Raw genomic sequence first — 26,345 nt, forward strand, 5'->3', positions numbered from 1 at the left:
TTAGTTTGCCATAACCGTTCTTTCTTTTGCCCAATCTCGCAAGGCTTGGATTTTTTCCGCCATAACCACAGACAAAGGTCTGGTTTGCTTGATAGCACTAATAATTGAGTCAGTCGATAGAGGTTTTCCTTCTCCGTAGGCTTGGTACAAAGCAGAAACGACAGCTTGCTCAATTTCGGAACCAGTAAATCCCTCACTTGCTTCTGCTAAGCTGGCTAATCCAATTTTGTTTGTATCTTGGTCACGTCTTGTAATGTGAATCCGAAAAATTTCTGTTCGTGCCTCAAAGTCAGGCAAATCGACAAAAAAGATTTCATCTAAACGCCCCTTACGCATCAATTCTGGAGGAAGTTTGGAAATATTGTTCGCGGTAGCGACGATAAAGACTTGCTGTTGTTTTTCCGCCATCCAAGTCAGCAAAGTTGCTAAAACTCGCTGCGAAGTGCCACCGTCGTTTTCTCCAGCGGAAACTCCTTTTTCGATTTCATCCATCCAGAGTACACATGGCGCCATTAACTCAGCCATTTTTAGTGATTCTCGAAGATTTTTTTCGGTTTCACCATGATATTTATTATAAAGTGCGCCGAAATCTAAGCGCAGTAGTGGAAGCCCCCACATTCCAGCAACGGACTTCGCTGCGAGGCTTTTTCCACCGCCTTGAACACCAACCAGCATCAGCCCTTTAGGTGGATCAAGCGGTATATCACGATTGAGGAATACTGCCTCGCGTTGTTTCAGCCACGTTTTAAGGTTATTGAGGCCACCGACCTCCGCAAATTTGGATGTTTCATATTCGTAGCTCAATACGCCGTCCATATCGAGTAATTCGAATTTTGCTTTATTAATGGCTGGTAACTCGTCTTCAGTGATCGCGCCATCGCTGATAACGTTGCGAATTAAAGTTTTTGCATCAGCAAATGTCATACCTGATAAATTTCTGACTAATTTTTTTAGCGTAGCACTATCAGTTTTAACTTTTTGTCCGTCGTTTGCTTTGGACCATCGCTTTGCTTCCTCGCGAATAATGGATTCGAGTTGCGACTCATTGGGTAAAGACAGTTGAAAACTAGCTGAAAAACGTTTTACCTCTGGTGGCAAATCGAGGGCATGTGAGACAAAAACGATGGTATGTTTGACTTCGATATGATTTTGAGCGATTTCTTTAAGCAACCTAACAACTCTGGGTGCATCATCAAAGTGAGGATGAAAATCACATAGCGCAAAAATACAGGGCCGCACTGAGCGTTTTATCTCAGATAAGGCTTCGAGGGGATCATGAGTATTTTCGATTTCGGCTAAATCATGCGCTAGATCGATACGCCTGATACCATCAACATGGTCCCAGCAAAAAAGAGGCTTGTTGATAAAAGAAGCGATATCGCCCAACAGGTTGAGCACCCGCTTTTCTTCATGGGTTTCAATAGTGATTATCGGATTACCTGATTTAACCAAGAGGTGCAGGTCATTAAAATCAGTTTTTCCACTCATACTGCTACAATTCCTTGACGAAATAAATTCTATTATCAGGCAAACTGCAAGAAGTGATAGAATATTGGCCTTTTATTATGATCGTGATCACCGCTTAAGCGGGAGATCACAGCTATTTTAGTCTCTTTTCTCAGAGTGTCTAGCAGATGCGTAACATTAGTTTTAGTGATCGGTTAGTGATGCTAGCCGACAACGCCTTAAAAACCATCGCCGGCGGTTATCAAGTAACCTCTCGCCCCAGTCCGGCAAAAAATGCTGACACCAGTGAACTAACGTCTGAGGAAGCAAAACATTCTGCTGGTTTGATGCGAATCAATCATTGCGGTGAGGTTTGCGCTCAGGCACTTTATCAGGGACAAGCCTTGACTGCTCGTCTACCTGAAGTTCGAGAGAAAATGGAGCAGGCAGCCGCTGAAGAGAATGACCACCTAGAGTGGTGCGCCAACCGTCTCTCGCAACTGGATAGTCGGGTTAGTTTGTTTAACCCATTATGGTATGCGGGTTCATTCACGATCGGCGCGGTTGCGGGCGCTATTGGTGACAAATGGAGCCTTGGGTTTGTGGCTGAGACGGAACATCAGGTTGTCCGACATTTACAAAGTCATCTCGCAAAATTGCCGCAAAGCGATCATGAAAGTCGTGCGATATTAGAGCAAATGAAAGAGGATGAGATGCATCATGCGACTGTGGCAGTTGCGGCTGGTGGAGCCGATCTTCCTGCACCGGTAAAATCAATGATGCATCTAATGGGCAAAGTGATGACTTCGACTGTTTATTATGTCTAAGTTTTAGGTCAACTGCGCGAGGCGTTAACTTATCCGATTCGAGCTAAGTGGTTTTAAAGTAGACTAAAATGGCCAGTCCATGAGGCTCAATATTTTTGGCGGTAATCGTGCCACCGTTAAGTGCGAAAGCGCGCTTGGCAATTGATAGGCCCAGACCAACACCACCCGTTTCGCGAGTTCTAGCGAATTCTGCTCGGTAAAAGGGTTCGAAAAGGCTATCAAGTTCGTCTTCAGGTACACCTGGGCCAGAGTCTGCAACCGTCAAAAGATAGTGGTCATCGGTATTTTCAAGCGTTATGGTTATTGTACCGCCTTGCCCGGTATACCTGACCGCATTTCGGATAATGTTTTCGATGCCACTATACAGCGCTTCCTGGACTCCGCGTAAATCGCAATTTGGCAGAATTTGTGACTTAATATTGATTGAAGCTTCACTTGCCTCGAATTGCGCATCGTTGATTACTGATTGAACAATCTTGGACAAATCACAAGGCTCTTTTTGAGTATCGATCTCGTCTGCATCCAAGCGCGAAAGCGTAAGAATGTTTTCCAGCATGTCTTCCATGCGTCGCGCTTCCAACTTGATTCTTTCGATATTTTTGTCTTGCGAGTTTTTCTCCATTAACCCCAACGCAATTTTGAGTCGTGAAAGTGGCGAGCGGAGTTCATGGGACACGTCACTGACTAATTGTTTTTGCGACGAGAGTAAGCGGCTTAAGTGATTCGCCATATCTTCGAAATCTTGTGCTAATTCCCCAAATTCATCGGAGCGATTATTGAGTTTTACCAAGTTGCTACGGTTTGCTAAATTGGCTTTGATTTCCTGAGTTGCTAGTTGAAATTGTCTAATCGGTTTAGTAATAACCCAAGATAATAAAAAGCTGACTGGAAAGCTTATTACAAACACCGCAAAAAGTAGGGTTTTGGTTATGTCTCTAAAGAAACTTCTTACTAAGTGAACGCTAAACATACGGCTTCTTTGCTGCATGTATAACCGATAGGGTTCGCCTTGAATTTGTAATGGCAGACCGCCGACGAAAGCCTCTTGTTTTCTAAACGCCGTTAACGGTCGATCGGCTCTTTGAACGCGCGAGTGAAGTTCACTCAGTATTGCTGGTACAGGCCTACCTAAATATTCTTCTCCTTGAGAATTCAGAATAAATACTTCGCGCATACGGCGTTTTGACCGACCTTGTCTGGTTTCCGTCCGATTAAAATAGTTCTGCGCTTTTACGGTTGCATTTTCGAGTTCCATCATTATTGGTGGAGGTAGTACCCTAAAATGAACTTTACCGCTATTAATATAAGCGATAAAAGAAAATAGCGTGATCAAAACGACAATCGTTAACCAAAACCAGCCTAAGATTTTCCAAAACAATTTGAGCTTGAAGCGTTTGCGAATGGTTGGATTATTCGAGTTTGTCGCGGTGGTCATTTACTCTCCCCACACGAGATATTGATAACCACTTCCTCTAACGGTTTTGATACGTGGTTTTTGTGCTGACAAATCGCCGAGTTTTTTTCTTAGATTACTTAAGTGCATATCAATACTACGATCAAAGGCTTGCAACTTTTTACCAAGACACACTTCGCTAATGGTTTCTTTAGTGACTAAAGTCCCAGCTTTCCTTACCAGCAAACCAAGAATTTCAAATTCTGTTGTTGTGCATTCAATCGCTTCGCCATTGAGGAGCACCTGTCGATTACCTAAATCGAGATGGAGACCGTCAATGTCAAATTTAGTGGTCTCTTGTTTAGGGGATTGCAGTTGCTGAGTTCTTCTTGTCACCGCGCGAATTCGCGCGACGAGTTCTCTTGGATCACAAGGTTTGGCGACGTAATCATCTGCACCCATTTCAAGACCGACGATGCGATCGATTTTTTCGCCTCGAGCCGTTAACATGATAACCGGTAAATCCGATCGTTGACGAATTTCACCAAGCGCTTCGAAGCCGTTTTTTTGGGGCATCATGACATCCAGAATCATTAGATCATAATCTCTTTTTGAAGTCGCACGAATAGCGGATTCACCATCGTAAACCATTTCAACTTGAAAACCTTCTTGAGAGAGGTAGTCATTCAACAAATGACAAAGCTCTTTGTCGTCGTCGGCTATTAGGATCTTCATATTAACCTAGGATATCTTCACTACTTTTATTCAGTTTAACACAGAAAAATACCTGTTTTTCGTGCAGTTACTTATCTTTACATAACCTTTACATAGGCTTGACGTTACTTTGCGTTGAGCACGATAAACTGGTAGCCAGTTAAATGACGCAATCACAGATTTTGATGAGTCGAGTAACAACCACAGTCTGTAACAACCAATGTCTGTATCTACTATGAGGAAAAGAGCATGAGAAAAACACTTTTAACTACAGTGATGTTAGCAACACTTTTAGCCGGTGCAACGGGATCTCCTATAGCAGTAGCACAGGGTTCGACCGACGCTGAACTCGAGCTGTTTGAACATAAAATGCAACGCCACCATGAGCGTAAGAAATTTCAAATTATGCGTGCCTTATCTGCGCTTGATCTGAGTGACGATCAAAAAGCTACGATTAAGTCAATTAGAGACAGCAATCAAGCAACTGCCGAAGCGAATCGTGAGACAGGCAAAGCATTACGTCAGCAAATCCGCCAAGCGTTGCAGGAAGAGGTTGTCGATGAAGCGGGTGTTAAGGTGTTAGTTGCACAAGCTGCCGAGTTAAGAGCAGAGCAAATGATTCGTATGGCTCATGTTAAAAAACAAATCTTAGCCACCTTAACTGATGCGCAAAAAGTAAAGCTCGAGAAAATGAAACAAAGACGAATCGCGAAAATGAAACGTTGGCAAGAAGAGAATGAGTTTTAAACCCTATTGTTAGGTCGCTTCGTCAGTTCATTCCCTGACTGGCGAAGCTTTTTTATTAGAGAATCGTAGCGATATCGATTAAATCTGACTCACTGACGCCTTTTTCGCTCAATCTTTTAAAATCCTCCGCCATGAGGTGGCTCTTATCGAGTACTTCAGTCCAGTAATTGATTCGAGTTTTCTCATCAAGCTTTTCGAAGTCGGTACGGTCTGAAATCTTGCCGAAGGGTAAACGTTTTACATGAGATTTTGAAGGCGTTACTAGCACCACTTTGTCGAAGTTATTGATAGAAGCATTGCGTGACCTCAATCCCTTATCAAACCAACCAGGTTTTACTTTAGGAAAAAAGTGAGGATAGAGCACAAGTCCACTGGAATTGAAATCGAGATCCAGGTGGTAATCGACTATTCCTCCATCACGGTAGACGCCTTCAGGTGAATCATGAATATCCTGGATACCGCGAAGTACCAGTGGTATCGACCCAGATGCCATCAATGTGTGATGAACTTTAGCTCGTGTGAGCGTTTGATAATGAGTTGGTAGATCGGAGAATTGGAAGTAACTTTTGGAGAAGTGTTCGTTTTGAGTATGAAAAATATAACGATCAAAAAAATGCTGGATGGTATTTCTTGAAAATATATTGGCGGTTGCGGCAGTGATCAACCCAAGCAGCTGAACATATTTATTTTCGCTCGCATTTAATCCTTTGGCTTTAGCAACAATAAAGTGACTTTGAATAATTGGGTTGGTTGCAATTTCTTCGGCGCCTGTTTCGCCGAGGACTTTTTCGAGTAATAAATGGGCCTTGTCGCTGATTTCATGAACATCAGGTTTTTCGGAATAAGTTTCGGTAGAATAATAATGCGCAAGCCGCTCAATCGCAGCAACAGGGTCTTTTTGAGCAAAACATGCCATACGCCATGAGCCTGCTGAAGAGCCGATGGTATAAATAGGTTTGTCCCGATTCGCAAAAAACTCACCAAATAAATACTTATCTAAACCGAACAGGGTAAACCATTTAGGTCCACCAGAAGCGCCCGCCACAACATCGAAGTGGTCCGGCTTTAGGCCTTCGGCTAGGAGCTTTTGCTTTGCTGTTTTGCCGACATAAATTTCGATAGCACTAGTCATTTAAAACTCAATTTTTTCCTGTTTTCGGTTATTTACCGAAAGTAAATTGCTCGTAAAACTCTTTAGATTTAACTTGAAAATACTCTTTATCTTCAAGTCGCAAAGCGGTCAATAAGCCTCCCCACGCACAACCAGTATCGAGTGCATAGACACCATTGGTATAACAGTGGCCTTGCAATGACGCCCAATGCCCAAAGACTAATTCACAGCCCAATGGTTTGCGTGCAACTTCGAACCATGGAATTAATTCTGGAGGCTGTTGGCCGACAGGGACCTTTTCAGTCAATTCTAAAGAGCCATCTGCTCGACAGTAACGCATGCGAGTAAGGTAATTGGTGATTACTCTTAGCCGTTTCATACCGGTTAATTTCTTGGACCAAATGTTCGGTGTATTGCCATACATGGCTGCATAGAATTCCTTGGCTCGATTGGATTGAATACACAGGCTGACTTCGTAAGCATATTCGATGACTTTTTGTAATTTCCATTGGGGAGGAACACCTGCATGCACCATGGCAGTGTTTAATCTCGCGTCATAATAAAACAAAGGTTGTTTGCGGAGCCAATTGACTAGTTTGGGGCGATCTTCTGCCGCCAGGATGTCATTAAACGTGTCTTTTCTAGTTGCTTGCTTGGCGCCAGATTCGACCGCTAAAAAATGTAAATCATGATTGCCAAGCACGCATCGAATGGATTGCTTATGCTCAAAAACAAATCTGAGAGTTTCCAGTGAACTCGGACCACGATTGATTAAATCGCCGACTAACCAAATTTCATCTTTTGCTGGGTCAAAGGCGATTTTTTGTAATAGTTTCTGGAGACTTTGATAACATCCTTGGATATCACCGATGGCATAGGTGGCCATAGCGTTCTAATTTTGATTGTTGTTTAATTAAGCGAAGTCTACCGAAATTTTAATCGTTTCCAAAGGCTAAACAAAAAATAAAGTACGCAAGCGCTAGTCTAATGAATGACTTTGTCGTATAAATCACACCAATACAATCTTTCTAATTCGACCTAAACAGGTAAACCTATGACTCAATCTTCGAGAAAATTAGCGGTAATAACAGGAGCAAGTTCAGGCTTTGGTCGGGCAACAGCGATAAAGCTTGCCCAAAATGGTTGGCAAATCGTGGCACTTGCCCGTCGAGTCGACAGAATCGAGTCTCTTCAAAAAGAACTTGGTGAAGCCAACTGCCAGATCAAAGGATTTGATGTTCGACAAGACGCAGATATTCGAGCGTTGGTTGATTCCTTAAAGTCACAAGACTTGAGCGTTGATTTGTTAGTGAATAATGCTGGGTTAGCACTGGGTTTAGACTCTGCTGATAAGGCTGATCTCAACGACTGGCAGACAATGATTGATACCAATATCACTGGACTGGTCAAGATGACTCGGGCGTTATTACCCGATATGGTGGCTGCAAAAAAAGGACATATAGTCAACATAGGCTCGATTGCGGGAACATACCCCTATCCAGGTGGCAACGCCTATGGGGCAACCAAAGCATTTGTTGCTCAGTTTAGCTTAAACTTGAGAGCGGATCTGGCTGGCACCGGTATAAGAGTTACTAACATTGAGCCCGGCTTAGCTGAGAGTGAGTTCTCGCTCGTGAGGTTCCATGGTGACAAAAACAAGGCGGACAGTATATATGCCGGTGTCGAACCGTTAACGCCGACGGATATCGCAGAAAGTGTATTTTGGTGTGCGAATCAACCTGCGCATGTGAATATCAATCGAATTGAGCTCATGCCAACATGTCAATCATTTGCACCACTGACAATCTCAAAAGAGGATGCATAAAAAGCCTCAATTAAAGAGGCGTGCTTAACGAGGCAATCGAGTCTCGTCACAAGGAAACAAGTTGAAGAGAGTCAAGCGATATAGAGCCATGTCAGTTAGAGGGCAATTTAAACTGACGTGGCAAGTGGATCTTTATTAACTCAATGCTGATTTTTGGATCTCGATTATCTCACTAATGCCATGATGGGCAAGCTGCATCATTTCGTTAAGTTCGTCCGCATTAAAAGCGCCGTCTTCAGCGGTACCTTGAAGTTCGATAATGCCTTTGTCTTCATTCATCACGATATTCATATCTGTTTCTGCTGATGAATCTTCAGCATAATCCAAGTCTAACACCGGCGTACCTTGATAAATTCCAACTGAGATAGCTGCAATCATGTGCTTAAGCGGATTAGTTTTGACTGTACCTTTGCGTACCATTGCATTGAGCGCATCAACCAAAGCAATACACGCACCGGTGATTGACGCTGTTCGGGTTCCACCGTCAGCTTGCAGGACATCGCAGTCGATAGTGATGGTATTTTCACCGAGTAAACTTAAATCAACCGCGGCTCTTAACGAGCGGCCGATTAATCGTTGGATCTCTTGAGTTCGTCCACTTTGTTTTCCGCGAGCAGCTTCGCGACTATTTCTGGTATGCGTCGCTCTGGGCAACATGCCATACTCGGCGGTTAACCAACCTTGATTTTTACCTTTTAAAAACCGAGGGACGCCGGCTTCTACACTTGCGGTACACAAAACTCTCGTCTCGCCGACTTCTATCAATACTGAGCCCTCAGCATGATTGGTGAATTGTCGAGTCACTTGAATGGGTCGAAGTTGGTTACTGGTTCTGCCGCTTGGACGCATGTATCTCTGCCTCTTAGAGTAAACGAAGAGCAGGGATTGTAACTAAATCTAGTCTCGATTGACACGTTTTCCGGAAATAACTTGAACACAGCAACGACGAATTCTACAGCCAAGAGTTCAGGTTTATTGTTGTTTAGGTTTCACATAGGTACAATCGACATATTACACCCTGTACTTAGGCATAAATATCAAATTTTTTGATATGCCGCTTACTTTAAGACCATCCAAAGGTGTCAGTATGATAAGAAGTATGACCGCTTTTGCGCGCCAACCCATTGAAAAAACATGGGGAACTGGTGCTTGGGAAATTCGCTCTGTTAACAGTCGATTTTTGGAAACTAATTTTCGGTTACCGGAAGCCTATCGTTATTTAGAATTTAAACTTAGGGAAAAGCTTCGTAAAAAATTGCAACGTGGCAAAGTTGACTGCAGTTTAAGAATTGATACCGCTAATTCTGAAACGGGTGATTTGACTATCGATAAGGCGCTGGTTAAATCATTGTTTAAATCCTATGAAGAGTTGGAGTTAATTACTGGGGTTACTCAACAACCTAACTTGACGCGTTTTTTATCGTGGCCTGGCGTTATTCAGTCTGCAGAAGTCGATAGTGAGCAAATGGAAGCTGAACTATTAGCCGAGCTAGATGCTGGTATTGATCAATTGATCCAAATGCGTGAGAGAGAAGGAAATAGTTTAGCCGACATTATCAACCAGCGCTTACAAGGAATGACAGAGCAGGTTGCCTTGGTACGAAAGGAGATGCCGGAGATTATTCAATGGCAAAAGAATAAGATTTTGTCTCGTTTCGAAGAAGCTCAAGTTGAATTAGAGGAACAAAGACTCGAGCAAGAAATGGTTTTAATTGCGCAAAAAATCGATGTTGATGAAGAGCTTGATCGCTTAGATACGCATATTCACGAGGTGGGCAGGTTAATCAAAAAGGGTGGTTCAGTAGGTCGACGCTTGGACTTTTTGATGCAAGAGCTTAATCGCGAGGCAAACACGCTCGGTTCAAAATCAATCAATGCTAAGACGACAGCCGCCTCAGTTGAGTTAAAAGTGTTGATTGAGCAGATGCGAGAGCAAATCCAAAATATCGAATAAAATGCAAATAAACTTAAACTGATGCTTTGACAGGCAACTGTCAGGCAGCGTACGCAACAAAGCTCACAGAAACAGCAAGACTGAAACGATTAGTAGAGTAACCAATGAGTGAAGTAAATCAAGCCACCGGAAATTTATATGTTGTGTCGGCACCGTCTGGTGCGGGCAAAACCAGTTTGCTTAAACGACTAATCGCTGAACTTTCCTCGGTTGAGATGTCAATTTCACACACGACCCGCGATAGACGCGAGGGCGAAACTGATGGAGTCGATTATCACTTTGTGTCGTTAGAGGCTTTCGGCAAGTTGATCGAAGACAAGGCTTTTTTTGAACACGCTGAAGTCTTTGGTAACTACTATGGAACCAGCAAGGCATCTATCCAAGAGCAATTAAGTCAGGGAATTGACGTGATTCTGGAAATCGACTGGCAAGGTGCTCGACAGATTAGAGAGCAATTACCCGAAAGCTTGTCAATCTTCATTTTGCCCCCATCCAAAGAAGCGCTGCAAAATCGCTTGGATTCGAGAGGCCAAGATCACGCCGCGGTGATAGACAAGCGAATGCAAGCAGCTAAAAGCGAAATGTCACATTATAGCGAGTATGATTATTTAGTGATTAACGACGATTTTGAGGTTGCGCTGGAGGAGCTAAAGTCGATTCTTGTGGCTGAACGTCAGAAATTGTCCCGCCAAAAGCAAAAATTCGCTCATTTGTTAGTCAATCTTTTGGACTAACTGAAAAATTAGGGTAAACTATGCGGCCTTTTGCGCCCTGTGGCTGTTTTTTTCAGCTAAAATTAAGTTAAGCTAGGCGCATAGATTTAAGTTAGATGATGAATAACCGGTTGGGAGTTACCAATGGCACGAGTTACTGTAGAAGACGCAGTTGATACAATAGGCAATCGTTTTGATTTAATTATGGTTGCTTCAAAGCGCGCACGCCAATTAGCAACTGGCGGCAAAGATCCTATGGTTGATTGGGATAATGATAAGCCAACTGTTGTGGCTTTGCGTGAAATCGAAGAAAACTTGGTGAGCGCAGATAATGTTGACCGCCTTGGTGCTTCAGCAGTTGAAGAGACTAGCGAGATTATTGAAGAATAATCCGGGAGTTCTTTAGGAGGATCTAGTGTATCTGTTTAGCGGATTAAAAGAGCAGTTACAAAGCTACTTAGATGCCTCACAAGTTCAAGAAGTCGAGCAGGCCTACGTGCTTGCTCGCGACGCCCATGACGGGCAATTGCGTTCAAGCGGCGACCCTTACATTACTCACCCTGTCGCTGTTGCAAAAATCCTTGCTTCCTTGCACCTTGATCATCAAACGATCATGGCTGCCATACTCCATGACGTCATTGAAGATTGCGAAGTCACCGCTGAAGAGCTCACTGATAAGTTTGGAGAGCGAGTTTCTGACCTAGTTGAAGGCGTCAGTAAGCTCACGCAAATTAAATTCCGTTCCAGAGAAGAAGCGCAAGCTGAAAACTTTCGGAAAATGATGATGGCCATGGTTGAAGACCTGCGAGTAGTTCTTATTAAGCTCGCTGATCGGCTTCACAATATGCGCACGCTTGGCTCTTTGCGTCCCGATAAACAGCGAAGAATCGCGAAAGAAACCATAGAAATTTATGCCCCTATCGCTAACCGTCTTGGTATGTATGCCATTCGGCAAGAGTTGGAAGAGCTCGGTTTTGCAGCCAAACACCCAATGCGTTATCGAGTGATCAGAGACTCGGTCAAGAAAGCTCGCGGGAATCGAAAGGAAATTGTTTCGAGTATTTGCAATAACATTCAGAGCCGACTCGATACAGAACACATTGTTGCCGATGTCACAGGGCGGGAAAAGTCTCCATTTAGTATCTACCAAAAAATGCTCGAGAAAGTTGGTGAAAAAACCAAAGTTTTTGATGACATTATGGATGTTTACGGGTTCAGGGTGACGACGGACTCAGAAGATAATTGTTATCGCGTTTTAGGGCAGCTTCATAATTTGTATCGTCCGGTGCCGGGTCGATTTAAGGATTACATTGCCATTCCTAAAGCAAACGGTTACCAGTCGCTGCATACCACACTAAAAGGTCCACATGGGCTTCATATTGAGGTTCAAATACGAACAACCACGATGGATCAAATGGCTGAAAATGGTGTTGCCGCACATTGGCTGTATAAGAGTGGGAATGATATCAATCGTGCCGAAATTAGAGCGCGAGAGTGGATGCGTAATTTACTTGAACTACAAAAAAATACGGGTGATTCACTAGAATTTATAGAAAGTGTCAAAATCGATTTGTTTCCAGACGAAGTTTACATTTTTACTCCCAATGGAAATATTATCGAGTTACCCAAAAAGGCGACACCAGTTGATTTTGCTTATGCGATACATACTGACGTTGGCAATAGCTGCATTGCTTGTAAAGTTGATGGCAAGATCAGTGCGTTATCGAGTGAGTTGAGCAACGGCCAAACCGTCGAAATAATTACTGCGCCAGGCGCTAAGCCTAACCCCGGTTGGCTTAGTTTTGTGACAACGAGTAAGGCTCGAACTAACATTCGGCATTTCATCAAGAACTTGCGACGTGATGATGCGATTAATTTGGGTAAACGTCTACTGGAAAAAGCGCTTGGTGGCGTGTCCATAGAGTCGGTCGATCCAGACATAGTAAAAAAGGTGTTAAAAGAAACTCGCCACGCAGAGTTCGATGACATTCTTGCTGAAATTGGCTTGGGCCAAACTGCTAGTATCATCATTGCTCATCGACTTGACCCCAAAGTTGAAACCGCGAGCCATGAGAAAAAAGAAGAGAACGTACCATTGGCGATAAAAGGCACCGAAGGTATGATGATCGAATATGCTCGTTGCTGTCATCCGATTCCAGGTGACCCAATCGTCGGTACCGTCTCTACCAGTGGTGGGTTTATCTTGCATCGCCAAGACTGTAATAATGTTGCCAATCATCGAGCTCATTTAGATAAGTACGTCCCTGTTCAGTGGGAAAAAAATATCGAAGGGGATTTCCGAGTAGAGTTGCGGGTTGATGTGGTTAATCAGCACGGCGTATTGGCAAAAGTAACCAGTTTAATCGCTGATGAAGGCGTCAATATTGTGAATATTGAGATTGACGCCAAAGACGGCACAACCAATTTACTTTCCTTTCTTGTCGACGTGAAGAATAGGCTTCATCTCGCTAATATTATTAAAAAGATACGTCTTTACGATTTTGTTATTAAAGTGTCTCGGCATCGGTAGCCGATTACTTTGCTGTGCCTGTTGAATTCAATTTATAAAAAGGATATCGATCATGTCTCGCGAAATTATCAATACTGACAAAGCGCCAGCCGCAATTGGTACATACTCTCAAGCAGTGAAGTCTGGCAGCACCGTTTATTTTTCCGGTCAAATTCCGCTAGTTCCCGAAACAATGGAATTTAATAGCGATGATGTACGAGAGCAGATTCACCAAGTTTTTAAAAATTTAAGTGCTGTGGCAGAAGCGGCTGGTGGAAGTTTAAATCAATTTGTAAAGTTAAATATATTTCTCACCGACCTAAGCTGTTTTCCAATTGTTAACGAAGTTATGGCGGAATACTTCGAAGCGCCTTACCCGGCGAGAGCAGCGATCGGTGTCAAGGAATTACCTAAAGGTGCTCAGGTTGAGATGGACGCGGTAATGGATTTAGCTTAATCGGTTTCAAGAAAAGATGTCTGATAATTCGCGTAATCAAAAAATCATCGATTTACTCAATCGTCGCCAAACCAACATGACGGTTTTTATGGATGAGGTTCATAAACCCCATAATTTAGCGGCGATAGTTCGGACCTGTGATGCTGTTGGTATCGGAGAGGTTCACGCGGTTTATCCGGAAGGGATGATTAGTTCTTGCGGGCATACTGCGAGTGGTAGTAATCGGTGGGTTGAAACTCACACGCATAATTCTCTCGATGAAGGAATCATACCGCTCAAAGAACAGGGTATGCAGGTTTTAGCAGCGCATTTCTCTGATAGAGCAGTTGATTTCAGAGCTATTGACTACACCAAGCCCACCGTTGTCCTAGTTGGGTCCGAACTCTATGGTGTAACCGAGCGTGCCGCAGAAGTTGCCGATGAACATGTCTTAATTCCGATGTTAGGTATGGTTCAGTCGCTCAATGTGTCAGTCGCGACGGCCATCATACTCTATGAAATGCAACGTCAACGTGAAACTGCCGGAATGTATGATTCGCGCCAGATTGATGAGCAAACATTTAATCGTTTGCGATTTGAATGGCTGCACCCACAAATTAGTGAGTTTTGCCAGAAGCATCAAATCCGGGCGCCTTATATTGATGAACAGGGTGATATACAGGATGACGAATGGCATCAACTTCGCAAATCAGTCAACAGTTAGTCGATTTCATATCAATCAGTATCGCACCTATCATCGATTTGCGACCTGAAAGCGAGTTTCGGTTGGGCCATATTGCTGGCTCAGCTAACTTTCCTGGAAGCAATCTGTTCGATAACCTTCACCGTCTTCCTCGTAAAACGCAGCCCTTGCGTCTCGTCGGTTATTTACCTCTACTTAATCAAGTTGTGCAGACTTTAGAGGACAAAGGTTATTCTATTGATGCCAATCTAGCTTGGAATGAGGTCTTCGCGACACAACTTGAGGCTATGGGAAAGTTTGAAACGGGTAACACTAGCGCGATACTGTGGAAGCCGGCTTCAATTGTTGAATATTTTGTGGATCGGTTTTCGCAAAAACAACATCAACAACAAAAGGTGGCGCTCGATCTCGGTTGTGGTGCCGGCAGAGACGCCGTCTATCTTGCTTTGAATGGTTGGCAAGTGACTGCTGTCGACTATTTACCTGCAGCACTCGAAAAAATGCAACAGCTTGCATTGGCTCATAGAGTGAATGTTACAAGCGCACAAATCGATTTAGAAAACTCGACTTTCCCCCTCTCGGATTTTAATAGGCTTTTCGATTTAATTGTCGTTATTCGCTACCTCCATCGGCCTTTATTAACGCAAATTCGCGATAAAATTTCACCAGGTGGATATATTGTCTACCAGACTTTTATGGAGGGATGCGAAGTTTTCGGTAAACCAAAAAATCCGCGGTTCTTGCTAAAGAAGGGAGAACTCGCTAAGGTATTCGCCGGGTTTGAGCTGTTAGTGGATAAAATAGAATATTTAGATGACGGGCGGCCAACCAATATTTTCATTGCTAGAAGAACAGAAGATTAAAAGCGTCAGTCAATGAAATTCTAATCGGATAAGTGTTTGTTGAGTATCATCGCTGCTAGTGCTAACACCGGCCGATAATCAGAAACATGAGATTCATTTTTTAAGGACTAGTGAGTTCCGCAGATGAGAAGAATAATGGATTATGGCGAGCTTCGATAAAATCATAAAGCGTAATAAGCGAAAAGCGATTCTGTTTGCCGATATAAGCGGTAGTTCAGCTTTATACAAAGAGCGCGGTAATCTTGAAGCAAAAACGATTGTTGATAGTCATCTAGAGTCACTCGCTGAGCTCATCGAGCAGGCAAAAGGTAAAGTCATCAAAACCATTGGCGATGAGGTAATGGCTTGTTTCGATGATTGTGATCGCTGTCTCTACACGGCTATTCAAATTCAAAAAAGAGTCATTGATAGTTTTCGCCAGGATCAAATTGAGTTAAGTATCGGAATTGGTTTTGGTGAAGTTCTCAGCGATAAGGGCGATTTGTTTGGTGAGGCCGTTAATGATGCTGCACACCTAACTCATCTGGCGAAAGGTGGGCAAATCCTTATTTCCGAGAGCTGTTGTGATCGTTTAGAGCCTGTTTTGAAAATGGCGGCAAGAGAGTTCGACCGAATTAAGTTAAAAGGCGCGCAACAGGTCTCGACTATTTACCGGGTTTACTGGCAAGCAGATGAGTCTCAAGACAGTGAAACTCAATTAATGTCAGGCAAGATGGTCAATCAAAGCCTTAATATCGCGAGTCTGACAGTCGAGTACCAAGGGGTAAAAAACGTGATATCTGAAAACCATACCCCGTTTGTTATCGGTCGTGACTCGAGAAAATGTCAGTTATTAGTCGAAGGCTCACAAGTATCAAGAGAACATTGTACAATCGATTTTCAACGGGGAAAATTTGTATTGATAGACCATTCGACTAATGGCTGCTATCTTGCTCCGGCAGATAAAAGTGAATTTTATATCCGGCGAGAAGAGTATCCGGTGATCGATTCGAGTAAACTTTCACTGGGAATATCAACAAAAGAAAACGCTGCAGACGTAATTTTGCTCTATTATTAAAATAACATTCGTAAGGAAGTAAACATGAGGCGGATTGCATTTTGGTCTCCTAAAGGGGGGGTCGGTAAAACAACACTTGCGCTAAACTTTGCCGCTGCTGCATATTATGCTGGCCACAAAGTTTTAGTTTGTGATGTCGATCCGCAACAGTCTGCCGTTGACGTTTTTAATGAAAAAAAGCTACCTTTCTCTGTTGTCCCTCAAGAGCCACAGGTTATGCCTAATGTTGATTTCTTAATCTATGATCATGCTCCCGATATCAACAATATCCCCAAAATAGAAACGATTATCATGCCGATGCGTGCGAGTATTCTTGATTTGAAGGCCGTTAACCGCTCGATTCGGCATATTCGGGATAAAAGGGTGATTCGTTGTATTAATGCTGTGGATACACGACGTCATGATGAGAGAATGATGGCAATGAAATTGTATTCCGAAGGCGCACACCTTATTAAAGATCGTTCTATTTATGTGAGAAGCCTGGCTCAGGGAGAAACCGTTTTTCAACAACAGAAATATGGCTCGAAGGATGCCCAAAACGAATTGAACCGACTTTTAGACAGAATTTTAGCGGGTCGCGATTAGAATATACTTAGATATCGTTTAGGTTGAGTAAAATTTAGACAAAAAAAAGGAGCCAAAAGGCTCCTTTTTTAATGAAGAACTAATTACTTCTTCTTAGCTGGCTTCTTTTTGCGCTTAGCCGCTTTCTTTGGCTTTTGAGCAGCAGCAACAAGCTTAGCTTCTAACTTAGCCATTGTTTTAGCTTGCTTAGCTTGAAGACGAGCAACAGCAGCAGCGTCTTTCTTAGCTTGAGCAGCTAATTTGCTCTCAACGCCAGAAACAGCTTTTGCAAGCGCAGCAGCAGCTTTAGCAGCAGCGTTTGCTTCTTTTACTTTAGCTTTTTGCGCTTTAACTTTTGCAGCAGCAGCAGCTTTAGCAGCCATTGCTTTTTTAACAGCGTTTTTAGCAGCGGCAGTTTTCTTCTTCGCAGCAACGCCTTTCTTAGCTGCAACATTTTTAGTTGCAGCAGCAACCTTAGCAGTAAGAGTTTTAAGACCAGCATCAGCTTTTTTCGCAGCAGCAGCTGCTTTATCTGAAGCTTTAGAAGTCGCAGCAGCAGCTTTCGCTAATACTACACCAGTTTTAGGAGCTGCAACTTTTTTAGGAGCTGCTTTTTTTGCTACCTTTTTCTTAGCAACTTTTTTAGGAGCTGCTTTCTTAGCTACTTTTTTCTTAGTAGCGACTTTTTTTGCAGCTGGCTTCTTAGCTGCAACTTTCTTTTTTGTGCCACCTTTGGCCATAATAGATCTCCACTTGTTTTTGAATGTAAGAATCTCCACCCCGAAGTTTATAGTCAAGTCTCAATAAATTCAAAAAAAAAAGTAAAAAAAACGCAAAAAAATGCAAAAAAATCAAAAAAATAAGCGATTCTGATCGAGTTTCTGCTCGCAGAAGGAATATTTTTAAAAAAATAGAAAATTAAATTTAAAAATTCTCAATTAAAAAAGGCTTAATGTTTGATAAAAAATAACGAAAGTAGAATTAATTTTCCTTTTGAATTCGAGTAACCCAACCGATAATTAATTTCGCAATTTGGGGATTTTCTTCTTCAATTCCTCTATCTGAAAATGTACCTCGATTAATTCTTTGAAAACGAGAACGCCATAATTGTCGGTCAAATGCATTAATAAATTCAGATTCTGTTTCAACATCCTTAAAAAACGCAAATACAGGGAGTGTTTGACCTGAAAAATATTCATCTAAATTTTTATCAAAGTTATGCGGTATTTGAGGATGGATGAGTGCTAGTTGATTAAAGCTTGAATTTGTTTTTGCCGATTCAAGGATCCAAAAAGCACTATTTTGATTGGCGACAACGAGCAAATTGTCCGATTTTGGCTGAATATTTGCAGTCAGGTTATTAAGAAGTTGCGAAATGAAGGTTTGATAACTTTGTTCAGTATCAAAATAATGATTTTTAGGGGGGAGCACTGATTGATTTGCATTGTCTGAGTTATCTTGGGTATTTGAGTTGTCGACGGCTGGTTGTTGGTTCGAATCAGTTTGGTTTGGATCAGTTTGGCTGGCTTGATCATTGCTAGTCACACTCGTTGAAACTTCGAGGGCCACTTCTTGAATTTTTGGATAGTCTTCGATTGGCAAGTTTGGAACGTAAACATGCCAACCTCGCTGACTAAAATGTTGGGCGAGGGGGTTAACTAAGCGTCCATGATCGGCATTTTCGCTTTGAGCATGTAGAAGAATCAGATCGCCTCGTAGTACTTTCCCTCTTGCCCAATGCTTTAAAACTAATGTTTTATGCTCATTAATGTCCAACCAAAAGCTTTCGTTAGCACTATTACGTTTTTCCATTAGCGCAAGATTGGCTGAGAACTTTGGTTCAAGAGATAGGTTTGCTTGCTGACTGATCGTCGCGGTCGGCTCTGTTTGGTCGCTTGTTTGGGCGGCATCTATTTGCTGACCAATGCATAAAAAAAATAAAACTGGATTTAATAAAAGTCTTTTCATAAGTTAGCTATTCGAATTGCTCAATGGATTACACGGAACTATCAAGACTTGAATACGAAGTTAATGGTTAGTATGGCACATAATAGGTCATTGCAAATAACTTCGACTTTTAATCGGTAGCCGCAGGATTTTGGGATTTCGAGTCGAGCGACTAATTTGTCATAGGATTTATCTTTAATATCGATTGTTGCCGCACATAGAAAATCACTTTCAACAGGAGCGAGGTATTGAATGTTTGCTTCCGCAGCCACTAATTCTGCCTTAAAACCATTTTCTTGTTGCCAGCATTGACAGAGTGTCCAACCTGTAGCCATGGCGGAAGCATAAATGCTTCCCGCAAATACGGTTCCATGAATATTGATATTGGGTTTTAGTGCTACTTGGGCGAGGATATTAAAAGGATCGAGGTTTTCAATTTGCCACTCAATCGCCTTAGAGATTGGTATTGTATCGTTAACAAGCATTTGAAATTGCTTTTTAAGTTGTTCACTCATCGCTAACCCTTTTACGTTTTGCGTGCCGTTTGCTATGTGAAAATGGACAAACAGACGGGTGATAATATGTTTAATGGTACTGCTTTATTGAAAGGCTGTGGTGCAGCCTTAATGTTGATCATTATAGTATCTTGTGCGCACCAGATGGCAGAGCAAGATAACGCGACGAGTAGCTCGAGTAAAGAATCGCTCGATGAATTGTTGGCACAGGTTAAGAAAAATCAAAACGTTCAGGAGGCGCCTAATAAAACTCGAGAAGCGCAGTTACGTGAAAGAAATAGTCAGCGAGCAATCAAACGACCATCGATTCAAGCGCAAGAGTCGCTGGCCTCTCCCATAGTTATTGCCGGTAGTCGTCATTATCATACGAGCTATCCTGTAGTGCCGAATCACCCGGCGACGAGAGAAAGTTATCAAGCAATCGAACCGAGCAAAGTTACTCGAGTAACCGACCAACCGGTTTCTACGTTTAGTATTGACGTTGATACAGGTTCATATGCCAATGTTCGGCGATTTCTAAATAGTGGCAGCTTACCAAACTCGAATGCGGTGCGACTGGAAGAAATGGTCAATTATTTTGATTATAACTACCAAATGCCTGCTGATTTAGCCCGTCCATTTTCAATTAATACGGGGTTAATTCGAACGCCGTGGAATAATCAAACTCATTTGATGCGAGTTGCGATTAAAGGCTGGCAGCAACAAGTCCAAAACATTCCCCCTATGAATCTGGTTTTTCTTGTCGATGTATCGGGTTCGATGCAGTCAGAAGACAAGCTCCCTTTGGTGGTTCGAAGTTTGAAAATGTTAACTAAACACTTGGACGAAAATGATCGAGTGGCGATCGTCGTCTACTCCGGTCAGTCAGGACTCGTTTTAGATAGCACGCCAGGCAATCAAAAGGCGAAGATCGTTGCTGCATTAAGAAATCTTCGTGCCGGTGGGTCAACGAATGGTGAAGCTGGTATAGAGCTCGCTTATCAAATTGCTAAAGATAACTATATAAAGGATGGTGTGAATAGAGTCATGCTCGCAACCGATGGCGATTTTAATGTCGGGATCAGTAATAGAGACGAATTAGTCAAGCTGATCGAGTCAAAGCGAGATCAAGGTATTTATTTGAACACGCTAGGATTTGGTACTGGCAACTATAATGACTATTTAATGGAACAGTTGGCTGATAACGGTAATGGCCAATATGCGTATATAGACACAATTTTTGAGGCTAAAAAAGTATTGGTTGATGAAATTGCGTCGACTATGCAAACCATTGCGAAAGACGTCAAGATTCAAGTCGAATTTAATCCTCAAGTGGTCCACGAATACCGCTTGTTAGGTTACGAAAATCGACTCTTAAATGAAGAGGATTTTAACAATGATAAGGTAGATGCTGGGGAAATTGGAGCAGGACATACGGTAACAGCGTTATATGAAGTTTCCCTAGCAACTGATCAATTTAAACGCTTGGGCGAGCGCAGATATCAGCACCAAAAAGTCCCCCAATCAACTTCTTCTCTAACCAACCCAACCGATGAAATTGCCTGGATAAAGTTTCGTTATAAAGCGCCAAGTGAAAACACAAGTCAGGAAATAAGTCAGGTTTTAAAGATTGATTCGCTAAAAACGGAACCGCCGCAAGTTCAAGACTTATATTTCGCAGCTGCTGTTGCCGGTTTTGCTCAGAAACTGAAAAGTGACAAGTATTTGGGTGATTTTGATTTTGATGACATTCAAAAAATTGCTAGCCTCAACAAAAATTTTGACCCCTATGGTCGAAAAGCGGAGTTTATACAGTTAGTCGACAAGGCTAAAACCTTATATTTGGAGCAGACTGACTGAATGTTGTTATCACTTAATTCTTCGCTGAATGCAAACATAGCAGTTGCAAAGCGCAAAAAATTAACGTTCACTAGCACCATGAAAGATGAAGTTAGTGACGAACAATTAATGCTTCAGTATGCCAAAGGTGATGCTGTTGCATTTGAAATCCTTTACGAAAGGCACCGAGGCGGTCTCTATCGTTATTGTTTGCGCCAGCTCGGTAATGCTGCGCGGGCTGAAGAGTGTTTTCAAGAAGTTTGGATGAAACTGATTAATAGTCGAGTTAATTATCAGCCGAAAGCACTCTTCACGACATACTTATATCGAATTGCACACAATCATGTTATTGATATCGTGCGTAAAGATAAAAAGATTAAACAAGAAACGGAGCTAGACGAAGCGATAGATTATGCTTCGTCGGACCAAGGCTCGGCGGATTTAGTTAACGAATTATCTAAGCAGGCACTTGAAGATAATCTTCGTCAACAGATTCATGCCTTGCCGCTAGAACAAAAAACGGCGCTTTTATTAAAACTCGATGGTGGGTTATCGCTGGAGGAAATAGCGAACGTATTAAACTGTGGTCGCGAGACTATAAAAAGCAGGCTACGATATGCAATGGCTAAGCTTAGAGCTTGCTTGGAGAATGAGCATGAATAAACAATCTCTGCCTAACGATACTGCTGATATTGAGGGCTTTGATTCTTTGCATAAGCAATATCAAGAGGCTTCTGTCGAGTTGCCGAGTCGCGACATCGATAAACAAATTATCGCCGCAGCCCACCGGGAGATTGCCAATCCAAACCCACGTAAAAGTTTGCAAATAAGCTGGTGGAGGCGGTTGTTGTTACCTGTTTATGTCGCTGCAACTTTCACGTTTACGGCAATCGCCGCGCATTGGTTTTGGCCACAGGAAGGTACCCCGGCGAAAACTTTGCCAGGGACTGCGCCAGCGACAGTTAGTTTTGAAGTTGTTGCGCCTCAACAGATGGCATTAGAACGCAAAGAAAGCCGCCAAAAACGTGAGTCTCAAAGGCGAGAATTGCCGGAACCCACCATGTTAATGGCCCCCCCTGAGACGCAATCTGCAGCAGTCACTAATCATGATCGGCAAGTTGATGCGCTGGAAAGCGGTGTTGCTGAAAGTGAGCATCTATTGCTTGATTCAGGCGTTGACGGGTCTGTCGGTGATAAATCCTTAACAACAAGCTCAAGCGCTGCTCGCTCAGAAGTACATTCCGGTCAGTTGGTACATCCTGAAAAAGAAGTCTGGGCAAGACAAATTATCGGGATGTTCAGAGAAGGTGAGCGAGAAAAAGCACGTAAAGAATTAGTTCGCTTTAAACAAGTTTACCCAGATTACCCGATTGATCAGCAGCTCGAGCCATTTCGACACTAGTCAGGATCGTTAGCCGGTTTTGTCGTGATGATAGCGACCATCATTTGAGATTGAGTTGAATTAAACTCAGACAGGTCTTAAATCGGTCGCTAAACTGTTTCGTGTATTTACCTCGCTTAAATGTCATTAATTGCCTAATTTATGTTCACTTTGAGGAGCGTTTTGATATAAGAAGCCACCTTTCTTATAATCGGTAAAGCCCCGATTTTGCAGTTTTTTGGCAAATATTGACTTAGATTAAGGCTGCGACGTTTTGTCTCTATACAAATATCTAGAATTCTGCTTGCTTATCCACTGTGCATCCTTATAATTCCCTCAAAGTAGGGAGGGGTACGTATTACATGTCACTGATTTGTAAATAGTTGTGTTTACTCACGAACAATTCCTATACTTTAATTTCATCCAATAAATCCAGAAACGAGCGGCTTGACCGTTCATATAATAATGGAGACTTTAAATGGCCATTCGACGCAAATTTTTTGCGGGTTTGACTGCACTAGTGAGCTTTGTGCTCAGTGGCGCGGCTCAAGCGACAGCTGAATTAAACATGCGTCCCGGTGTAACAGAGACAAGTCTTGAGGCCTTTGAACTGCACATGGCAGTTATTTGGGTTATGACGGGCATTGCTGTTGTTGTATTTGGACTTATGATCTATTCGATGATTTTTCATCGTAAATCGAAAAACCCAACGCCAGCGACTTGGTCGCACAGCACCACAGTTGAGTTTATTTGGACAATCATTCCGTTTATCATTTTGATTGCTTTGACCATTCCTGCGGTTAAGTTATTAATCAAAATGGAGGATGCTTCTGACCCGGATATGTCTGTTGTGGTCACTGGTTCTCAGTGGAAGTGGCACTACAAATACATGGAACACGACATTGAGTTCTTTAGTAATTTGGCTACACCTCAACAAAGAGAAAACTTCAGTTTAGAAGAAGCACAAAACAATCCTAATTACCTGCTTGATGTAGATAATGAGTTAGTCTTACCTGCTAACAAAAAGGTCCGTTTCTTGATGACAGCCGATGATGTTATCCACTCTTGGTGGGTGCCTGAGTTAGCGGTTAAGAAAGATGCAATTCCTGGATTCATCAATGAAACTTGGACCCAAGTTCCAACCCCTGGTACTTATCGCGGTCAGTGTACTGAGCTTTGTGGTAAGTGGCACGGTTTCATGCCTGTTGTGGTTAAAGTGGTTACTGAAACTGAGTTCGATGATTGGGTAGCGCAGAAGAAAGAAGAAAAAATTGCTGCTGAAAAAGCAGCAGCTGAAGCGGCGGCTCAATCTTGGGAGATGGACAAGCTCATGGAGCTTGGTAAAACTGTTTATGATGCAAAATGTGCGGCTTGTCATATGCAAAACGGTGCGGGCGTACCACCAACATTCCCAGCGCTTAAAGGCAGTGCAATGGCTATCGAAGCGGACCAAATCAATGCCCATATTGACATAGTGGTTAACGGTAAGGCTGGTACTGCAATGGCGGCATTTGGCAATCAGTTGACCGACGCAGAGATCGCTGCGGTTGTTACTTACGAGCGTAACGCTTGGGGTAATGATACTGGCGAGAAAGTTCAACCCGCTGATATTCAGGCTTTTAAAGCCGGTAACTAATAGGAGAAGATCAAGATGGCAGATCATCATCCAACCGGCCTTAAACGCTGGTTATTTACAACCAACCACAAGGACATCGGCTCGATGTACCTTTGGTTCTCTTTTGTAATGTTCATCATTGGTGGTGCGATGGCTATGGTTATCCGAGCCGAGCTTTACCAACCTGGACTGCAATTTGTTGACCCCAATTTCTTCAATTCCATGACGACAATGCATGGTTTGATCATGGTATTCGGTGCCGTTATGCCGAGTATGGTTGGATTAGCAAACTGGTTAATTCCAATGCAAATTGGCGCACCAGATATGGCACTTCCGCGAATGAATAACTGGAGTTTCTGGATTCTTCCATTCGCTTTCACATTGTTATTATCATCGTTATTTATGGACGGTGGTGCACCGAACTTTGGGTGGACATTCTACGCACCGCTTTCAACAACCTATGGACCACCAAGTACTGACTTCTTCATTCTTGGCGTTCACATGATGGGGATTTCATCTATCATGGGTGCGATTAACGTTATCGTAACGGTGTTTAACATGCGTGCTCCTGGTATGACGTTGATGAAGATGCCTTTGTTTGTTTGGACTTGGGTAATTACAGCGTTCTTATTGATTATGGTAATGCCAGTACTTGCCGGTGCGGTTACAATGATGCTGACAGATCGACATTTCGGTACGTCATTCTTTGACGCTGCCGGTGGCGGTGACCCTGTATTATTCCAGCACATTTTCTGGTTCTTCGGTCATCCAGAAGTTTACATCATGATTTTACCGGCCTTTGGTGTTGCGTCAGAAATCATTCCTGCGTTTGCTCGCAAGAAACTTTTTGGATACTCCTCGATGGTTTACGCGACAGCGTCAATCGCTTTGTTGTCATTCGTTGTCTGGGCACACCACATGTTTACCGTTGGTATGCCTGTCGCTGGTGAGTTGTTCTTTATGATAGCCACCATGTTAATCGCCGTACCAACAGGGGTAAAAGTCTTCAACTGGGTTGCAACCATGTGGCAAGGTTCGATGACTTTTGAAACGCCAATGCTGTTCGCTATCGCTTTTGTTATCCTATTCACTATTGGTGGTTTCTCTGGGGTAATGTTGGCAATGGCTCCGGTTGATTTCCAATACCATGATACCTATTTTGTCGTGGCTCACTTCCACTATGTACTTTTCCCGGGTGCGATTTTCGGTACTACCGCCGCAGTCTACTATTGGTTGCCAAAGTGGACTGGAAAAATGTACAACGAGAAATTGGGTAAGCTACATTTCTGGTTATCAATGATTTTCGTTAACTTAACTTTCTTCCCAATGCACTTCAGTGGTTTAGCTGGTATGCCTCGTCGTATTCCTGACTACAACATGATGTTTGCGGACTTTAACCAACTCGCCAGTATTGGTGCATTTGGTTTAGGACTAACTCAGATCTTGTTCTTGGCTATCTTGATCAAGACTATCTGGGGTAAAGCCGAGAAGTCATCTGACAAGCCTTGGGATGGTGCGACTGGACTTGAGTGGGAACAACTACCTTGCCCAGCGCCGTATCATACTTTCGATACGCCTCCTAAAGTAAGTTAAGGTTGAATTAATAACTAAACAGGAATGAGTAAGTTAAATGAGTGAACAAGAGCAAAAATTAAGTAATAAATCTCTGGTAATGCGACTTCTAGGTGTCGTAGGTGGGATGTTCTTATTTGGTTTTGCACTTGTTCCTTTGTACGATGTTTTCTGCGAAATTACCGGTATAAACGGTAAAACACGTGGCCAAGCAATTTACCAAAAGAAAGAAATTGATCACGATCGCCTTGTTACCATCTCTTTTATCGCTGATGTTAAACGAGGCATGCCTTGGGAGTTTAAACCCATGGAAAACGTGGTTAAAGTTAAACCTGGTGAATTAAACGAGGTTCGCTTTTACGCGAGAAATCGTGCAAATGAAGATATCGTTGGCCAGTCTGTGCCGAGCATCTCACCGAGTGAGGGCGCTTTATATCTTAACAAAACAGAATGTTTTTGTTTTGATCAACAGCGACTTGCCGCGGGGGAGGAAATTGAGATGCCAATGAAGTTTTACATTGACGCAGACCTTCCAGAAGATATCAGTCATTTAACCTTATCTTATCAGTTGTATAATGTAACCGAAGCGTTTGCTGGCGACTCGGTTGCAGCCAAATAAAGTGAGTTGAAAGCAC

Annotated in this window: 27 protein-coding genes; 18 read left to right on the top strand and 9 right to left on the bottom strand. The window is 42.8% G+C overall.

Annotation, left to right across the window (positions count from 1 at the left end):
- Positions 1 to 1,488 carry an AAA family ATPase gene (locus FLL45_RS12745; RefSeq protein ID WP_142942440.1) on the bottom strand — a complete coding sequence of 496 codons (1,488 nt, stop codon included), beginning with the start codon at positions 1,486 to 1,488 and terminating at the stop codon, positions 1 to 3.
- Between the two features lie 146 nt (positions 1,489 to 1,634).
- Between FLL45_RS12745 and coq7 the strand changes: the two genes are divergently transcribed.
- Positions 1,635 to 2,273 carry a 2-polyprenyl-3-methyl-6-methoxy-1,4-benzoquinone monooxygenase gene (gene coq7, locus FLL45_RS12750; RefSeq protein WP_142942441.1) on the top strand — a complete coding sequence of 213 codons (639 nt, stop codon included), beginning with the start codon at positions 1,635 to 1,637 and terminating at the stop codon, positions 2,271 to 2,273.
- A 43-nt stretch (positions 2,274 to 2,316) separates the two neighbouring features.
- Here the strand turns inward: coq7 and FLL45_RS12755 are convergent, their stop codons facing one another.
- Positions 2,317 to 3,708, bottom strand: coding sequence for an ATP-binding protein (locus FLL45_RS12755; RefSeq protein WP_142942442.1), 1,392 nt, complete (start codon positions 3,706 to 3,708; stop codon positions 2,317 to 2,319).
- Positions 3,709 to 4,401 carry a response regulator transcription factor gene (locus FLL45_RS12760; protein WP_142942443.1) on the bottom strand — a complete coding sequence of 231 codons (693 nt, stop codon included), beginning with the start codon at positions 4,399 to 4,401 and terminating at the stop codon, positions 3,709 to 3,711.
- 228 nt (positions 4,402 to 4,629) lie between these two features.
- On the opposite strand from FLL45_RS12760, the gene FLL45_RS12765 reads away from it, so the two are divergent.
- Positions 4,630 to 5,127: a Spy/CpxP family protein refolding chaperone gene (locus tag FLL45_RS12765; protein ID WP_142942444.1), complete on the top strand. Its 498-nt coding sequence runs from the start codon at positions 4,630 to 4,632 to the stop codon at positions 5,125 to 5,127.
- A gap of 55 nt (positions 5,128 to 5,182) precedes the next feature.
- Here the strand turns inward: FLL45_RS12765 and FLL45_RS12770 are convergent, their stop codons facing one another.
- Positions 5,183 to 6,259 carry a patatin-like phospholipase family protein gene (locus FLL45_RS12770; RefSeq protein ID WP_142942445.1) on the bottom strand — a complete coding sequence of 359 codons (1,077 nt, stop codon included), beginning with the start codon at positions 6,257 to 6,259 and terminating at the stop codon, positions 5,183 to 5,185.
- A gap of 28 nt (positions 6,260 to 6,287) precedes the next feature.
- Positions 6,288 to 7,124 (bottom strand): symmetrical bis(5'-nucleosyl)-tetraphosphatase, encoded by an 837-nt coding sequence (locus tag FLL45_RS12775; RefSeq protein ID WP_142942446.1) that lies wholly within the window; start codon positions 7,122 to 7,124, stop codon positions 6,288 to 6,290.
- Positions 7,125 to 7,292: 168 nt separating this feature from the next.
- Between FLL45_RS12775 and FLL45_RS12780 the strand changes: the two genes are divergently transcribed.
- Positions 7,293 to 8,063 carry an SDR family oxidoreductase gene (locus FLL45_RS12780; protein WP_142942447.1) on the top strand — a complete coding sequence of 257 codons (771 nt, stop codon included), beginning with the start codon at positions 7,293 to 7,295 and terminating at the stop codon, positions 8,061 to 8,063.
- 135 nt (positions 8,064 to 8,198) lie between these two features.
- On the opposite strand, the gene rph is transcribed toward FLL45_RS12780, so the two are convergent.
- Positions 8,199 to 8,912: a ribonuclease PH gene (gene rph / locus FLL45_RS12785; RefSeq protein ID WP_142942448.1), complete on the bottom strand. Its 714-nt coding sequence runs from the start codon at positions 8,910 to 8,912 to the stop codon at positions 8,199 to 8,201.
- Positions 8,913 to 9,150: 238 nt separating this feature from the next.
- Here rph and FLL45_RS12790 point away from each other — a divergent pair, with 238 nt between their 5' ends.
- From FLL45_RS12790 to FLL45_RS12830, 9 genes are all read left to right on the top strand, one after another.
- Complete coding sequence (locus tag FLL45_RS12790; protein ID WP_142942449.1) at positions 9,151 to 10,017, top strand: YicC/YloC family endoribonuclease; 867 nt, start codon at positions 9,151 to 9,153, stop codon at positions 10,015 to 10,017.
- Between the two features lie 104 nt (positions 10,018 to 10,121).
- Positions 10,122 to 10,751, top strand: coding sequence for a guanylate kinase (gene gmk, locus FLL45_RS12795; protein WP_142942450.1), 630 nt, complete (start codon positions 10,122 to 10,124; stop codon positions 10,749 to 10,751).
- Positions 10,752 to 10,874: 123 nt separating this feature from the next.
- The gene (gene rpoZ / locus FLL45_RS12800) at positions 10,875 to 11,120 is read left to right on the top strand and encodes a DNA-directed RNA polymerase subunit omega (protein WP_142942451.1); all 246 of its coding nucleotides are present in this window, start codon (positions 10,875 to 10,877) and stop codon (positions 11,118 to 11,120) included.
- A gap of 25 nt (positions 11,121 to 11,145) precedes the next feature.
- Positions 11,146 to 13,260 carry a bifunctional GTP diphosphokinase/guanosine-3',5'-bis pyrophosphate 3'-pyrophosphohydrolase gene (gene spoT, locus FLL45_RS12805; RefSeq protein WP_142942452.1) on the top strand — a complete coding sequence of 705 codons (2,115 nt, stop codon included), beginning with the start codon at positions 11,146 to 11,148 and terminating at the stop codon, positions 13,258 to 13,260.
- Positions 13,261 to 13,312: 52 nt separating this feature from the next.
- Entirely contained in the window at positions 13,313 to 13,696 is a 384-nt protein-coding gene (locus tag FLL45_RS12810; RefSeq protein ID WP_142942453.1) for a RidA family protein, read from the top strand.
- Positions 13,697 to 13,712: 16 nt separating this feature from the next.
- Entirely contained in the window at positions 13,713 to 14,399 is a 687-nt protein-coding gene (gene trmH, locus FLL45_RS12815; protein WP_142942454.1) for a tRNA (guanosine(18)-2'-O)-methyltransferase TrmH, read from the top strand.
- Complete coding sequence (locus FLL45_RS12820) at positions 14,366 to 15,241, top strand: methyltransferase domain-containing protein (protein WP_142942455.1); 876 nt, start codon at positions 14,366 to 14,368, stop codon at positions 15,239 to 15,241. The genes trmH and FLL45_RS12820 overlap by 34 nt, the downstream gene beginning before the upstream one ends.
- Positions 15,242 to 15,383: 142 nt before the next feature.
- Positions 15,384 to 16,298, top strand: coding sequence for an adenylate/guanylate cyclase domain-containing protein (locus tag FLL45_RS12825; protein WP_142942456.1), 915 nt, complete (start codon positions 15,384 to 15,386; stop codon positions 16,296 to 16,298).
- A 24-nt stretch (positions 16,299 to 16,322) separates the two neighbouring features.
- Complete coding sequence (locus tag FLL45_RS12830) at positions 16,323 to 16,883, top strand: ParA family protein (RefSeq protein ID WP_142942457.1); 561 nt, start codon at positions 16,323 to 16,325, stop codon at positions 16,881 to 16,883.
- A gap of 83 nt (positions 16,884 to 16,966) precedes the next feature.
- On the opposite strand, the gene FLL45_RS22790 is transcribed toward FLL45_RS12830, so the two are convergent.
- The 3 genes from FLL45_RS22790 to FLL45_RS12845 form a co-directional block, all read right to left on the bottom strand.
- The gene (locus tag FLL45_RS22790) at positions 16,967 to 17,602 is read right to left on the bottom strand and encodes a histone (protein WP_185964447.1); all 636 of its coding nucleotides are present in this window, start codon (positions 17,600 to 17,602) and stop codon (positions 16,967 to 16,969) included.
- A gap of 241 nt (positions 17,603 to 17,843) precedes the next feature.
- Positions 17,844 to 18,830, bottom strand: coding sequence for a DUF3530 family protein (locus tag FLL45_RS12840; RefSeq protein WP_142942459.1), 987 nt, complete (start codon positions 18,828 to 18,830; stop codon positions 17,844 to 17,846).
- 41 nt (positions 18,831 to 18,871) lie between these two features.
- A complete protein-coding gene (locus FLL45_RS12845) occupies positions 18,872 to 19,324 on the bottom strand; it encodes a YiiD C-terminal domain-containing protein (protein ID WP_142942460.1) in 453 nt (150 codons plus the stop codon).
- Between the two features lie 42 nt (positions 19,325 to 19,366).
- Here FLL45_RS12845 and FLL45_RS12850 point away from each other — a divergent pair, with 42 nt between their 5' ends.
- The 6 genes from FLL45_RS12850 (at position 19,367) to FLL45_RS12875 (ending at position 26,329) form a co-directional block, all read left to right on the top strand.
- On the top strand, positions 19,367 to 21,163 hold the full coding sequence (locus FLL45_RS12850; RefSeq protein ID WP_142942461.1) for a vWA domain-containing protein: 1,797 nt from the start codon (positions 19,367 to 19,369) through the stop codon (positions 21,161 to 21,163).
- Positions 21,164 to 21,805 (top strand): sigma-70 family RNA polymerase sigma factor, encoded by a 642-nt coding sequence (locus tag FLL45_RS12855; protein WP_142942462.1) that lies wholly within the window; start codon positions 21,164 to 21,166, stop codon positions 21,803 to 21,805.
- Complete coding sequence (locus tag FLL45_RS12860) at positions 21,798 to 22,544, top strand: hypothetical protein (protein WP_142942463.1); 747 nt, start codon at positions 21,798 to 21,800, stop codon at positions 22,542 to 22,544. The genes FLL45_RS12855 and FLL45_RS12860 overlap by 8 nt, the downstream gene beginning before the upstream one ends.
- A gap of 457 nt (positions 22,545 to 23,001) precedes the next feature.
- Complete coding sequence (coxB, locus tag FLL45_RS12865) at positions 23,002 to 24,159, top strand: cytochrome c oxidase subunit II (protein WP_210247186.1); 1,158 nt, start codon at positions 23,002 to 23,004, stop codon at positions 24,157 to 24,159.
- 15 nt (positions 24,160 to 24,174) lie between these two features.
- Entirely contained in the window at positions 24,175 to 25,731 is a 1,557-nt protein-coding gene (ctaD, locus tag FLL45_RS12870; protein ID WP_142942464.1) for a cytochrome c oxidase subunit I, read from the top strand.
- A gap of 37 nt (positions 25,732 to 25,768) precedes the next feature.
- The gene (locus FLL45_RS12875; protein WP_142942465.1) at positions 25,769 to 26,329 is read left to right on the top strand and encodes a cytochrome c oxidase assembly protein; all 561 of its coding nucleotides are present in this window, start codon (positions 25,769 to 25,771) and stop codon (positions 26,327 to 26,329) included.
- Positions 26,330 to 26,345 lie beyond the last annotated feature (16 nt).

The sequence above is a fragment of the Aliikangiella marina genome (genome assembly GCF_007004765.1).
GTDB classification, from domain to species: domain Bacteria; phylum Pseudomonadota; class Gammaproteobacteria; order Enterobacterales; family Kangiellaceae; genus Aliikangiella; species Aliikangiella marina.